This is a genomic window from Humibacter antri, assembly GCF_054777235.1.
Map to the genome: position 1 here is coordinate 17,699 of NZ_BAAHAW010000029.1, position 13,084 is coordinate 30,782.

The 13,084-nt window shown below is 67.6% G+C and carries 13 protein-coding genes; 6 read left to right on the plus strand and 7 right to left on the minus strand.

Features of this window, described 5'->3' with window-relative positions; genetic code table 11:
• Nucleotides 1-77: 77 nt before the first annotated feature.
• Nucleotides 78-665, plus strand: coding sequence for an isochorismatase family protein (locus ACYVDK_RS13010; RefSeq protein WP_460522389.1), 588 nt, complete (start codon nucleotides 78-80; stop codon nucleotides 663-665).
• Nucleotides 666-727: 62 nt separating this feature from the next.
• On the opposite strand, the gene ACYVDK_RS13015 is transcribed toward ACYVDK_RS13010, so the two are convergent.
• Complete coding sequence (locus tag ACYVDK_RS13015; protein WP_460522391.1) at nucleotides 728-886, minus strand: hypothetical protein; 159 nt, start codon at nucleotides 884-886, stop codon at nucleotides 728-730.
• Nucleotides 887-931: 45 nt separating this feature from the next.
• Entirely contained in the window at nucleotides 932-1,819 is an 888-nt protein-coding gene (locus ACYVDK_RS13020) for a DUF2510 domain-containing protein (RefSeq protein WP_460522393.1), read from the minus strand.
• Between the two features lie 124 nt (nucleotides 1,820-1,943).
• On the opposite strand from ACYVDK_RS13020, the gene ACYVDK_RS13025 reads away from it, so the two are divergent.
• Nucleotides 1,944-2,339, plus strand: coding sequence for an RNA-binding S4 domain-containing protein (locus tag ACYVDK_RS13025; protein ID WP_460522395.1), 396 nt, complete (start codon nucleotides 1,944-1,946; stop codon nucleotides 2,337-2,339).
• A 100-nt stretch (nucleotides 2,340-2,439) separates the two neighbouring features.
• Here ACYVDK_RS13025 and ACYVDK_RS13030 read toward each other — a convergent pair whose 3' ends face one another.
• From ACYVDK_RS13030 to ACYVDK_RS13040, 3 genes are read right to left on the minus strand one after another with little or no spacing between them, the layout of a single operon-like run.
• On the minus strand, nucleotides 2,440-2,658 hold the full coding sequence (locus ACYVDK_RS13030; RefSeq protein ID WP_460522397.1) for a DUF6186 family protein: 219 nt from the start codon (nucleotides 2,656-2,658) through the stop codon (nucleotides 2,440-2,442).
• Nucleotides 2,655-3,332, minus strand: a complete 678-nt coding sequence (locus ACYVDK_RS13035) for a hypothetical protein (protein ID WP_460522399.1) — start codon at nucleotides 3,330-3,332, stop codon at nucleotides 2,655-2,657. Before ACYVDK_RS13035 ends, ACYVDK_RS13030 begins: the two co-directional genes overlap by 4 nt.
• Before the next feature lie 2 nt (nucleotides 3,333-3,334).
• Nucleotides 3,335-4,498 (minus strand): acyl-CoA dehydrogenase family protein, encoded by a 1,164-nt coding sequence (locus ACYVDK_RS13040; RefSeq protein ID WP_460522401.1) that lies wholly within the window; start codon nucleotides 4,496-4,498, stop codon nucleotides 3,335-3,337.
• 192 nt (nucleotides 4,499-4,690) lie between these two features.
• On the opposite strand from ACYVDK_RS13040, the gene ACYVDK_RS13045 reads away from it, so the two are divergent.
• From ACYVDK_RS13045 to ACYVDK_RS13055, 3 genes are all read left to right on the plus strand, one after another.
• Complete coding sequence (locus tag ACYVDK_RS13045) at nucleotides 4,691-5,707, plus strand: aldo/keto reductase (RefSeq protein WP_460522441.1); 1,017 nt, start codon at nucleotides 4,691-4,693, stop codon at nucleotides 5,705-5,707.
• Between the two features lie 50 nt (nucleotides 5,708-5,757).
• Nucleotides 5,758-6,333: an NADPH-dependent FMN reductase gene (locus tag ACYVDK_RS13050; RefSeq protein WP_460522403.1), complete on the plus strand. Its 576-nt coding sequence runs from the start codon at nucleotides 5,758-5,760 to the stop codon at nucleotides 6,331-6,333.
• Between the two features lie 334 nt (nucleotides 6,334-6,667).
• On the plus strand, nucleotides 6,668-7,597 hold the full coding sequence (locus ACYVDK_RS13055; RefSeq protein WP_460522405.1) for an alpha/beta fold hydrolase: 930 nt from the start codon (nucleotides 6,668-6,670) through the stop codon (nucleotides 7,595-7,597).
• Nucleotides 7,598-7,746: 149 nt separating this feature from the next.
• On the opposite strand, the gene ACYVDK_RS13060 is transcribed toward ACYVDK_RS13055, so the two are convergent.
• Nucleotides 7,747-8,529, minus strand: a complete 783-nt coding sequence (locus ACYVDK_RS13060; protein ID WP_460522407.1) for a nucleotidyltransferase domain-containing protein — start codon at nucleotides 8,527-8,529, stop codon at nucleotides 7,747-7,749.
• A gap of 207 nt (nucleotides 8,530-8,736) precedes the next feature.
• Nucleotides 8,737-9,948: an MFS transporter gene (locus tag ACYVDK_RS13065; RefSeq protein ID WP_460522409.1), complete on the minus strand. Its 1,212-nt coding sequence runs from the start codon at nucleotides 9,946-9,948 to the stop codon at nucleotides 8,737-8,739.
• 529 nt (nucleotides 9,949-10,477) lie between these two features.
• Between ACYVDK_RS13065 and ACYVDK_RS13070 the strand changes: the two genes are divergently transcribed.
• Nucleotides 10,478-12,961 (plus strand): ribonucleoside-diphosphate reductase subunit alpha, encoded by a 2,484-nt coding sequence (locus ACYVDK_RS13070; RefSeq protein ID WP_460522411.1) that lies wholly within the window; start codon nucleotides 10,478-10,480, stop codon nucleotides 12,959-12,961.
• Nucleotides 12,962-13,084: the final 123 nt, after the last annotated feature.

Consider the following 13,084-nt stretch of genomic DNA (forward strand, 5'->3'; position numbering starts at 1 on the left):
CGAATGCTCCGACCTGGCTGGGATGATTCGTCGAACATGCTCGGGCACAATCGAACATGCTCGGGCACAATGAAGGCGTGTCGCGCGGACTTCTGATCATCGACGTACAGAACGACTTCACCGAAGGCGGCGCGCTGGGCGTGTCGGGAGGAGCCGCTGTGGCGGCAGGCATCACCCGGTTGCTCTCCCAGAGCGGCGAGCGGTACGGCCTCGTGGTGGCCTCGCGTGACTGGCACAACGCGGGCGATGACAACGGGGGCCACTTCGCCCCGGCCGATGCCGAACCGGACTTCGTCGCCACCTGGCCGGTGCACTGCGTAGCCGGCACGGCCGGCGCGGACTACCACCCGGCACTGGATGTCCGCGGCGTCGACGTGCACATCCGCAAGGGTCAGGGCGTTCCCGCCTACTCCATCTACGAGGGCACGTCGGATGACGGGGCCGGGCTCAGCGCCATCCTCGACTCCGCCGACGTGCACGAGCTTGACCTCGTCGGCATCGCCACCGACTACTGCGTGCGCGCTTCCGCACTGGATGCACTGTCGGACGGGCGGAACGTGCGTGTCCTCGTCGACCTCGTGGCCGGGGTCTCACCCGAGTCGAGCGCTCGAGCACTGGAAGAACTGCGCGCCGCGGGGGCGACGCTGGCGCACAGCGACGGCTGAGACGCGCGCCGGAGCTTCGTACCTCCGCGGCGGCCCGCCACGGAGGCGCTGACGCAACAGCGCTAGTGGCTGCCCTCGATGGCGTGGTGCTCAGTGTTGACGATCGCGCCGCGCTCTGGATGCGTCGCGCGCGTGTGAGCATCTTTCGCCGAGTCGTAGAGGGCCCACAAGCAGAACAGCCCGAAGATCACTGCGCCTGCAGCGAAGACCAAGTACTCCACGGAACGCTCCCTCTCGTCGTGCCCGGATCTCACTCTATCGTGCGCTCACGACACGCCTGGTGCAGAGGTTCCGATCGTCGAGGAGATGACGCCGACAATCATGACGACTTTGATGACGATGAGCACGATACCGATCACGATCACCGCGACCAACGCCCAGACCGGCCACAGCGCATCTTTGCCTCCGCGCCGGTGCGACACGACCGTGCGCCCGATCACATACACGAACGGGATTCCGAAGGTGACGAGGGTGAGGAACGCCCACGCCCAATGGAACGGGCGAACAAACCCGCGGCGGCCCAGTTCGCGCCAATCGAAATAGGCGAACATCACACCCAAGCCATAGACGACGAACCCGAGCACGTCGACTAAGAGGGCTCCGACGATGAAGCCGCTCATCGTGGACGTGAGGTGCGAGATCTCGGCGCCACCGGGGTTTGCACCCGATGCGCTGAGCGCGATGACGGCCCGGAAGTACGACGTGAAGTCGACGAACATGTAGGCGATCGTCGTGAGCAGCGGGAGCCCGACGACCAGCCAGACCGGCCAGGTCAGCGCGGATGTTCCGGGCTTCACGGGTGGGAACGCCGGCGCGGCACCGCCGGCATAACCGCCGGGGCCGTAGGCAGGGGCCGGAGCCGGCGCGTAGCCGGGTTGCGCAGCCGATGGCGGGTAGGAGGGCCGTGCCGGTTCCCGGAGCGCAGGCGCGGGCTGTGCCGGCTGACCGTAGCCGGGCTGCGCGGGCGTCGGATGCGGGGCAACGGGCGGGCGGGCATCCTGCCCAGCGTCGTACAGCGGCTGCGGGGCAGGCACCGCCGGACGGGAGTGCTCGGTCCATCGTGCGCCGTCCCACCAGCGCTGACCGCCCGGGTTGTTCGGGTCGGGGTCCGGATACCAGGCCGGGGGTGTCTGATGCTGGTGCGGGTCGGTCATCGATGTTCTCCTGCGTCACTTGTGCCCTGGCTCGTAGGTTGCGCCGGCACGCCGTGAGCGTAGCGCAACCGGTTAAGAGCACTCCAGCGCCGGGCTGTGCCGCGCCCATGCCTACGATGGGGCGATGGCCGGTGGCACCAGCAGCGAACCGATGGCGACGGGATCCACCCGCGCCGACGTCTGGGTCTGGGCTGTTCGCTTCTACAAGACGCGGTCGCTGGCGACCGTCGCCTGCAAGGCCGGTCACGTGAAGGTCAACGGCGAACGGGCCAAACCGGCTCAGGTCGTGCGGGTCGGCGACGAGGTGCGCGTGACGACGGACCGCGAGCACATCGTTCAGGTGCAGGGCATTCTCGTCAAGCGCGTCGGGGCACCCATAGCGCAGGCGGCGTATCTGGACCGCACGCCGGCGCTCCCGCCCCGCGTGGAGCAGCCGTCGGCGGTCGTGCGTGAACGGGGAGCCGGGCGCCCCACGAAGCGCGAACGTCGCGAGCTCGAACGCCTCCGTGGCCGCGACTGACGATTCAGGCGGGAGCAGGGCGCGTCAGCGTGCTCTGCCGAATCGATCGAGTCGGTCGAGTGCGCGGTGCGAACACTGACGTCGGGCTCGGCTCAGCGCTTCACGACGACGCGGGCAACGGCGCCGCCGCGAAGAAGTGCCAGCCGATCCACCACCAGAACAGGATGAGCGTGATGCGCAGGGCCCGCGACGTCATCACCCGGTCGAGCAGAGTGCCGAACGAGGCGAGCCGTTCGGGAACCCGCCACGCATACCAGACGAGCACGATGGCGAAGATGCCGACCGCGATGTAACCGGTGATCGAGATGATGCGACTCACGGATGCCTCCCCCTGCGCAGCAGCGCCGCCCCGCCGAGGATCCACAGCGTCGCGCACACCGCGCGGCCGATCGGGTTCGCCACGATCGGATCGATGAGGTCGGACAGCACCGGATGATCCCACTCGGCCTGCGGAGACGGCATCGCGAGAAAGAAGTGCAGCAGCTCCCACAGACAGAGGAAGACGCCGGCACACGCCCACAGCACGGCGGACCGGATGGCGGCGCGGCGCAGCGCTTCCGCCTGCTCGACGGACCGCTCGGCCTCGGTGTCCACCGGGTAGATGTCGTCGCCGCGCCAGCCCACGATGACGGTCGTCGCCCCGATGACGCACACCACCACGAGGTCGGCGACTCCCCACTGCGGCGCGAGGGTGATGACGGAGACCGCGAGCACCCCGAGCGCGATCTGCACGGCCAGATGCAGGCGGGGGAGCGGATAGCGGTCCAGTCTGCGCAGCCAGCCGGCGGCATCCGCCAGCAGGGCGGCGCCCGCTGCGAGGAAGAACGCGCCGTCGATCGGGGCTCCGCGGTAGATCTGGAACGATCCGCAGATCAGCAGGATCGCGATCCACCACCAGTCCAGGCGCAGGTGGGCGACGAACCGGGCCCGGCGGATGCGGGCATCCCGAAGCCGGCCGTGCTCCGGCCGCCGTGACGAGGAACGGCCCGCCACGATCAGGCCTCGATCGGACCAAGCCAGGCGGTCGCCACAGTCGAGTGAGCCGACTCGTCGTCGGACGGATGGAACATGCCGGCGAGCACATCGCGGTACAGCCGGCCGAGCTCGCTCGCGGCGAAGTAGCTGCCCCCGCCGGAGACCCGGATCGCCTTGTCGACCACGTCGCGAGCCGTCTCGGTGGCGCGCACCTTCATGCCGACCAGCTTTGCGAACCATTGCCCGCCGTGGTCGACGAGAGCGTCGACGTCGCTTGTGACGGCATCCAGCTGCGGGTACAGCGCATCTTGTGCGATCGCCGCGTCAGCGATGCGCCAACGGATGTCGGGATCCTGCGCGTACGGCCGCCCGTCGTTCTTCATCGAGGTGCGCCTCTTCACGGCTTCGACCGCAAGCTGAAGCGCCCGCGCCCCGATGCCCGTGTACACGGCGGCCAGCAGCAGCTCGAAGTTCGCGAAGATGCCGAACGTGAGCAGGTCGGCGTTCGGGCCGGGATCCAACCTCCGCGCGATGCGGTCGGCGGGAGCGTGCGCGCCGTCCAGCCGGGTCGAGTTCGATTGCGAAGCCCGCATGCCGATCGTGTTCCAGTCGTCGGCGATCTCGAAGCCGCCCTTCGAGCGGTCGATGAAGCCGAACACGATCTTCGGGGCGTCCTCGCTCGTGGAATCCAGACCCATGGTGCCCAGCCGCGTCCAGGCGGGGGAGAGGGAGGTGAAGATCTTGGTGCCGTGGAACGTGTAGCCGCCTTTCCCGTCGGGGCGGGCATCCGTTCGCGAACCGAAGAGCACCAGGTCGTTGCCGCCCTCACTGATGCCGAACCCGAACACCTCGCCTGCGCCGGCCTCACGCTGCACGAACTCGAGAGAGTCGTCGCCACGGTCGCGAAGCACCTTCGCAACGCCCGTCCACACCAGGTGCATGTTGACGGCGAGCGCCGTCGCAGGCGCAGCGGATGCCAGCCGCACCTGCTCGCGCGCAGCCTCGCGCAGCGAAAGTCCCAGCCCGCCGAACTCCTCGGGCACCAGTGCGCGCAGGTAGCCTGCGTCGGCGAGCTCGGCGAGATCTTCCGTGAAGAAGGTGTTGTCGCGGTCGTATCCCGCGGCTCGGGATCGGATGCGCTCCAGCAGTTCCTCCGACAGCACGCGCACAGCAGACTCGCTCACGTTTCCCAGGTTACGCTCGCGCGCTGGAGCGGGGGGCGACGGCGCCGGTTGACATCGCAGACGCTTAGGGCTGCACCACAACCGCGCCGGCATAGCCGGCGCGGCGCTGGCGTCGCGGCGACGGTCCACCGGACCGTCGCTCCAAGCTCTAGCGCGCACACCGTTATCGTGGCCCCCATGCAGGAGCGCATCATGGAGACCCGCACCCTCGGCCGCACCGGACGCACGGTATCCGTCATCGGACTGGGAACATGGCAGCTGGGTGCCGACTGGGGGAGCGTGAGCGAGGCGGAGGCGCTCGCCGTGCTGGAGGCATCCGTCGAGGCCGGAGTCACGTTCTTCGACACGGCCGACGTGTACGGAGACGGTCGCAGTGAGAGCATCATCGGCCGCTTCCGCGCCGCGCATCCCGACGCCGGCGTCACCGTCGCGACCAAGATGGGTCGCCGGGTCGACCAGGAGCCGGAGAACTACACTCTGAAGAATTTCAGGGGGTGGATCGACCGATCGCGCGCCAACCTGCGCACCGAAACGCTCGACCTCGTGCAACTGCACTGCCCGCCGACGCCCGTGTACTCCAGCGACGAGGTCTTCGATGCGCTCGACATGCTCGTCGACGAGGGCGCGATCGCGAACTATGGCGTGAGCGTCGAGCGCTGCGACGAGGCGCTCACCGCCATTGCACGGCCGAACGTGGCGACGGTGCAGATCATCGTTAACGCGTTCAGGCTGAAGCCGCTCGAGCGCGTGCTGCCCGCGGCGCTGGATGCCGGCGTCGGCATCATCGCGCGGGTTCCGCTGGCGAGCGGCCTGCTCAGCGGGCGCTACACGAAAGAGACGACTTTCGCCCCGCACGATCATCGGGCATTCAACCGGCACGGCGAGGCGTTCGACGTCGGAGAGACGTTCTCGGGTGTGGACTACGACACCGGAGTAGAGGCGGCGCAGCGGTTCGCGGAGGTCGTGGCATCCGTTCGCGACCGCATCGGCATCGAGTGCGCAGACAAGCTCACCACGGCGAAGGCGGCGCTCGCGTGGGTGGCGCAGCAGCCGGGGGTGAGCTCCGTCATCCCCGGCGCGCGTAACGTGGATCAGGCGCGCTCCAACGCCGCCGCCGGATCCGTCGCCCCATTGGGCGCCGAGTTCGACAGTGCCGTGCGCGAGATCTATGACGAGTACTTCCACGCGAGCGTGCACGACAGGTGGTGACGCGCTTCGAAGGTGCTGTTGGGGTCGGCGCGAAGAGTGATGGAGGCGGGATGACGAGGCTGATGATCGTCGTGGGCAGCGTGCGCAACGGCCGCATCGGGCTGCCGATCGCGGAATGGGTACGCGACACCGTCGAGCGCGACGGCCGATTCGAGGTGGACTGGGCCGACCTCAAAGAGATCGCGCTTCCGCTCATGACCGAGCCGAACCATCCGCGACTTCGCCAGTACACGCAGCAGTCGACGATCGACTGGAGCGAGAGGGTGGATGCCGCCGACGCGTTCGTCTTCGTGCAGCCCGAGTACAACTACAGTTACGCGCCCGCCCTGAAGAACGCCCTCGACCATCTGTCGCGGGAGTGGTGGCGCAAACCGCTCGGAACGGTCAGTTACGGCGGCATCTCCGGCGGAACGCGCGGCGTGACCGCACTACGGGTGCCGGAGGTGGCGGTCGGCCTTGTGCCGACGTCTGCGAACGTCGAGATCCCGTGGGCGGCGAAGCAGATCGCCGACGACGGTGCCTTCGAGCCGAACGAGCACCAGGAACGGATGCTCGCAGCCCAGCTCGACGAACTCCTCGCCTTGGACCACGCGCTCGCGCCGTTGCGCGCTGACCGCGCCCGCTGAGGCGCCGGCACTCAGGCCGACTACAGCAGGCCGACTAGAGCAGGGCGACTACAGCAGGCCGGCCGCAGCGGGCAGGTTGCAGCAGGCCGGCCCAGCGGGCAGGCAGGCCGGCCCAGCGGGCAGGCAGGCCGGCCAGGCAGGCAGGCCGGCCAGGCAGGCCCAGCAGGCCCGGCAAGCCGGCTTGCCGGCTGGCCGCCGCAGCTTCTCTCCGGCGATGCGCCGGAAATCGCGTGAGCGGACGACATCCCCGCGAGCTTCACGGTGTCAGACTTGTCCACGTCGCACTCGCGTCGGTGAAAGGCTTGTCATGGGCTGTGCGCCGAGGTCCAAGGCCATGCGAACGCGCTACGTCGTCGTCGCTGTGGCCATCGCGTTGCTGGCCGGGTGCTCCGCGTCCGCGCCCGGCCGCCCGGCCCCGTCCGCAGACGGCTCCGGCGATGATTCCGGAGCGGGTGTCGTGCGCCTCGTCTCGATCGGTGGCGGCCGAAAGCTGGCTCTCGATTGCCAGGGATCCGGTTCCCCGACAGTCGTTCTCGTCTCAGGCACCGGCGGGGCAGGTGACGAGTGGATGAGCGTGACCGATCCGACGCGCCCTCGAGCGGCTCCTACGCTCAGCACGAGGTCGGTCTTCGGCGTCCTCTCCCGCATGACCCGGGTATGCGCCTACGACCGCCCTGGCACGATTCTCATCTCGGATGCGCCGGTGCCGTCGACCCCCGTCGCCCAGCCGACGACGGCGCAGGACGGCGTCGCCGACCTCGCCGCGGTGCTCTCGGCGGCCCGGATCGACGGGCCGTACGTGCTCGTCGGGGCCTCCTGGGGCGGCATGATCGCGCAGCTCTATGCTCGCGAGCATCCGGCGCAGACGAAAGGCATCGTGCTCGTCGATTCGTCCTCCGTGTTCTTGAAGGACTGCCTCAGCTCGACGCAGTGGATCAACTGGATGGCGGTCATCGCGGCCGCCCACACGGTGGCGACCGCCGAGGAGCCCGACTACGACTCGAGCGTCGCCGAGCTGGATGCGGCTCCGGCCATGCCGCCGACTCCGGCCGTAGTGCTGTCATCCGATCATGCATGGGACCTGGGTGTCACGCCCGGCATGTCGACGTGGCACGCCTGGCTCGCGGCACAGGAACGACTCGCCGAATCGCTCGGCGCAACGCACGTGAGCAACACCGGCAGTGGGCACGGGATCGCCGTCGAGCAGCCTGCTCTGGTGTCGCGGCAGATCGCCAGGATCATCGATCGTGTCAGGTCCGGGTGAAGGCCAAGACGCTCCTTGCGCACGAGCGGCCGGTCACGCAGCCGCCACGTCCGATCGGCCGGAAAACGCACGATCGGTCGGATGATTCATCGTCGTTCGTCCGGCGCATCGTTCGGTTTCCGGCGCATCGTGCGAGCACCGACGAGAACCTAGCGCGTAAGGCGGGCGGCGTGGAGCGCCTCGGCGCAGGCCGAGTGCACCTCGTCAACGACCTGTGTCAGCGTCGCCGGAGCCGAGGTCGCCGTGGCGATGATGCGATCGATGGCGCCGAGCTCCGCGCGTGCGAAGAGCTGCTTCTCGTTGGTGACCCAGATTCCTCTCGCAGCGAGAACGGCATGCGCGGTGCAGGTCGCGCCTCGTGCCAGCAGCCCCACGCACTGAGTGAGCCGGCCGGTCGCCGCGTGGTAGCGGCGGGCGTAGTCGAACTCCGCGACGGCCTGCGCCCACCAGACATCCGGGGCCTGTTCGCGCAGCTTCGGCGGGTACGACGTGACATCCGGTAGCTCGCCGGTGAGCACCCGCTTCGTCGCGAGTTCGGCCAGAACGAGATACGACGGCAGTCCCGCCAGGTGGAACCAGAGCGGTTCGGTCTCGAATCGACCATCAGCAGCGGATGCGATGACGCGGTCGACGACGTCGAGGTCTCGGTAGTGAACGTCGCTCGCGCGGCCATCGATCTCCAGCCATGCGCCGCCGTTGAAGACCGTGTGCGGCGCCGAACTCCAGCCGCCGAGCTCGCCGACGGCTCCGGGCCAGCCGAGATCGCGAAGCGACCGAGGGTCGAACGTGCCTCGGTAGTAGATCGAGAAATCCCAGTCGCTGTCCGGGCGATTCGTGCCCTCTGCGCGGGAGCCGCCGAGCGTCACCGCCTTCACGCCTGGCAGCGATCCCAGACGATCGCCGACGTACTCGATGAAGGCCTCGTCGTTCACGCGGTTCACGCTAACAGCGCTCGGCCGTGCGCGCGGCCGATCGGTGTGCACGGCTCATCGGTGTGCAGGAGTTCACGAAGGGATGATGACGCGCCGAAGGTCGGCTCGTCCGTCTCGCAACAGATACCGGCCACCGCCACAGAAGGATTCCGCGGCGCTTGTCGATCACTGCCACGGCCGGATGCCGATTTCCGTGGAGCGAGGGGATCAGCTCGGCGGCAACGGCACAGGCTCTGTGTCGGGAATGGGGCTGGCATCCTTGCCGCGCAGATCCGGATGCCATCGCTTGCCGATCAGCGGCACGAGCACGCCGAGTGCGGCAAGCACGGCGGCGACCCAGAAGGCCCCGATCGCCGAGTAGCGGTCGATCAGGAAGCCGGCGACGGCGCTTCCGAGCGCTGCACCGATCAGCTGCCCGGTGCCGACCCAGCCATATGCCTCCGCCGTGTCGGAGAACTTCACGCTCGAGGAGACGATGGCGAAGATCACGGCCAGGGCCGGAGCGATTCCGGCGCCGGCGAGGACGAGCAATGCGGCGAGCCACCAGATGTTCGTGATCCAGAGACTGGCGAGCACGATGCCGACGAACACGATGAGCATCCGCCTGGCCAGCGCCCACGGGCCGATCGGCACGGCGCCGAGCGAGAACCCGCCGGCGAGTGAGCCGAGCGACCAGATCGCGAGCACGATCCCGGCTTCGGGGCCCTTGTCGCCGAAGTGGGCGATCACCCCCGCCTCGATCGCCGCGCAGGAGCCCACGAGCAGGAATCCGACAATGGTGGCGAGCATCACAGTCGGGCGTCGCAGCACGGCACCGAATCGACGTCTGCTGCGCGGGATGCGCACCCTTCCGAGCTCGGGGGAGGCCACGAACCAGGCGCCACCGGCCAGCATCACCGCCGCGCACACCAGCAGGCCGATGGTGGTCGAGATCTGCGTGGCGATGAAGGTGATGACGACGGGACCGGCGATCCAGATGATCTCCTGCGCCGAGGCATCCAGAGAGAAGAGCGGCGTCAGCAGGCGCGAGTTGACGAGCTTCGGATAAATCGTGCGCACGGCGGGTTGCACAGGCGGTATGGCGAGCCCGCCGACGAGCGCGACCGCCATCGTGACCGGGATCGGCATGACCGCGAGCGCGATGAGCGTGATCGTCGCAGCGCACACCGCGGTCGTGACGATGAGCACGGGGCGCATTCCCACGCGTCCCATCAGGCGGCTGGTGAGAGGGCCGGCCACCGCCTGACCGATGCTCGCGGCGGCCAGCACGAGGCCGGCCGCGCCGTACGTGTGATGCACGCGCTCGATGTGAGTGAGGAACGCCAGCGAGAGCATCCCGCTGGGGAATCTCGCGGTGAGCTGCGCGGCGATGATCCGGCCGACACCGGGCGTCTTCAACAGGTCTGAATATGCGCTCACTAGCGGTCAATTCTATGGGGTGACCTGGCCTTCGCCATGCCCGCTGCGGCTGGTGTTCGGGGCCGCGCCGCTCAACAGACTCAAGCGGCTTTCCCGTGTGGGCAGCTCCGACTCGATGACCTCGATCGCCTGTGGAAACTGGGGATAAGTCGGCGAACTTATCCACATTCTGTGGACGACACGCCCACAACATCTAGGGTTGAGCACTCCCGAGCACCCCGCTATATAGTGGTCACACGCCGGTGCAGTCGGGTCTCCCGAGGTCGGCGGACCGCTTGAAGAATCGCGTCGCCACAAGCACACGAATCTTCATGTCGGCGGTCTGCCGGACGATGAGTGAAGACACCGCACGGCGCGGGGATCCGGGTACGAGCCCGGGGTGGAACACGGGGAGATGGGGCGTCGGACCGAGGCGTGCGGTGGCACACCGAATGGTCGGGCTGCTTCGGCGACTCCGCTGGAAGGTGCGGGGTCGACGGCTTCTGTCCGAGGGGCGGATGCCACGAGCAGTAGTGGAGGAAGAGGCGAAGTGACAATCACGGTCGTGAAGCGCAACGGCGAACGGGAGCCGTACGACGCGAACAAGATCAATCTGGCGATCGAGAAGGCGTCGGAAGGCCTCGACGAGAACATCACCTGGGTCACCCAGATCGCGAGCGAACTGGAACTGACCCTGTTCGACGGCATCACCACACAGCAGCTCGACGAGGCGGTGATCCAGGTGGCGCTGCAGAACGTCAAGGACGACCCTGCTTTCGACACCGTCGCAGCCCGTCTGCTGCTGAAGACGATCTACAAGCGCGTGCTCGGCGATTACGAGAACGACGACGAGCTCAAGCGACTCCACCGCGAGGGCTTCCGGGCGTACGTCGAGCGGGGTGTGCGCGAAGAACTGCTCGACCCGCGCTTCCCGGGCCTCTTCGATCTCGACCGCCTCGCCTCGGTGCTCGAGCCGGCGAACGATGGCCTGCTCAAGTACATCGGCGTCGTCACGCTCAACAACCGCTACGGCATCAAGGCGCGGGGCGGCGATCCGCTGGAGGTTCCGCAGTACTTCTGGATGCGCATCGCCATGGGTCTGTCGCTCAACGAGGCGGATCCGACCGGCATCGCGATCGAGTTCTACGAGACGATGTCACGCCTCGACTATCTCGCGGCAGGCTCCACACTCGTCAATGCCGGCACCAAGTTCCCGCAGCTCTCCAACTGCTTCGTCATGGAGATGCACGACGACATCGAGCACATCGCGAAGAGCGTGCGCGACGTCATGTGGATCACCAAGGGCACCGGGGGCATCGGTCTGTCGGTGACCAAGCTCCGCTCGCAAGGCTCGCCGATCCGCTCCAACAACACCACCTCGACCGGGCCGATCCCGTTCATGCACACGATCGACTCGGTTCTGCGCGCCGTCAGCCGCGGTGGCAAGAAGTTCGGCGCTCTGTGCTTCTACATGGAGAACTGGCACCTCGACTTCCCGGAATTCCTCGACCTGCGCCAGAACTCGGGCGACCCGTATCGCCGCACCCGCACCGCGAACACAGCAGTGTGGATCAGCGACGAGTTCATGAAACGCGTGCAGTACGACGAGCCGTGGTACTACTTCGATCCGCTCGAGGTCGCCGACTTGAACGAGCTCTACGGCAAAGCGTTCTCCGAGCGCTACGCGCACTACGTCGAAGAGGCCGATGCCGGGCGCCTGCGCATGTTCAAGCGCACGACGGCCCGCTCCGTGTTCAAGGACATGCTGATGAGCCTGCAGACCACCAGCCACCCGTGGCTGACCTGGAAGGACACCATCAACAACCGTGCCCTGAACAACAACACGGGCACGATCCACCTCTCGAACCTCTGCACTGAGATCTGCCTGCCGCAGGACATCGACAACATCGCGGTCTGCAACCTGGCCTCGATCAACCTGTCCCGTCACCTGCAAGACGACGGCACGTTCAACTGGGCGACGATCGAGCGCAGTGCGCGGCTCGCGATCCGCCAGTTGGACAACCTGATCGACATCACGATGTCGTCGGTGCCCGAGGCCGACAACGCCAACATCAACAACCGTGCTGTGGGCCTGGGCATCATGGGTTTCACGGATGTCGTCGAGCGCCTCGGACTCAGCTACGAGTCGGAGGAGGCGTACGACCTCATCGACGAGATCGCTGAGCGCATCTCCTACTACGCGATCGAGGAGTCGGTCGACCTGGCCATCGAGCGCGGCGCGTACCCGAACTTCCAGGGCTCCCGCTGGTCGCAGGGGATGGTGCCGTTCGACACGATCGCGATCACGGAGCGGGACCGCGGCGTCGAGATCAAGGTGAACCGCAAGACTCGTATGGACTGGGACTCGCTGCGCCAGCGCGTCAAGGGCGGTATGCGCAACGCGACGCTGCTGGCCGTCGCTCCGACGGCATCCATCGGACTCGTCGCTGGAACCACACCCGGCTTCGACCCGCAGTTCTCGCAGATCTTCAGCCGCTCCACGTCCAATGGCAAGTTCCTCGAAGTGAACCGCAACCTCGTTGGCGCGCTTCAGCAGCACGGCCTCTGGGAGAAGGTTCGCGAGCAGGTGCTGCGCAGCCAGGGCGACATCCAGGGCATCGCCGACATCCCCGACGAGATCAAGCGCGTGTACAAGACGAGCTTCCAATTGTCGCCGTACTCGTTCCTCGAGGTCGCCGCGCGCGCCCAGAAGTGGATCGATCAGTCGATCAGCCGCAACATCTATCTCGAGACGCGCGACATCGGCGACATGGTCGACATTTATGCGGCGGCGTGGGAGCGCGGCGTGAAGACCACGTACTACCTGCACATGAAGCCGCGGCACCAGGCCGAACAGACGACCGTTCGGGTGAACAAGGCCGAGGAGATCGGCGGCGCGCGCAAGGGCTTCGGTGCGGTGCCCGCGGGCGTCGGCGCCGGCGCGAGCGCCGCGGATGCCGGCAGTCAGGCATCCGCACCGGCTCCCGCTCGTCGCGGGTTCGGCTTCGGCGGCGTCGCTGGAGGTGACAAGTGATGGACGACCAGCGCATCGACGTGCGCACCAACGTGGGCACGGAGCAGCAGTTCGTAGGCGAATACTTCGTGCCGGAAGATCCGATGGATGCTTTCCAGTGCGACTCCTGTCAGTGACAGCTTC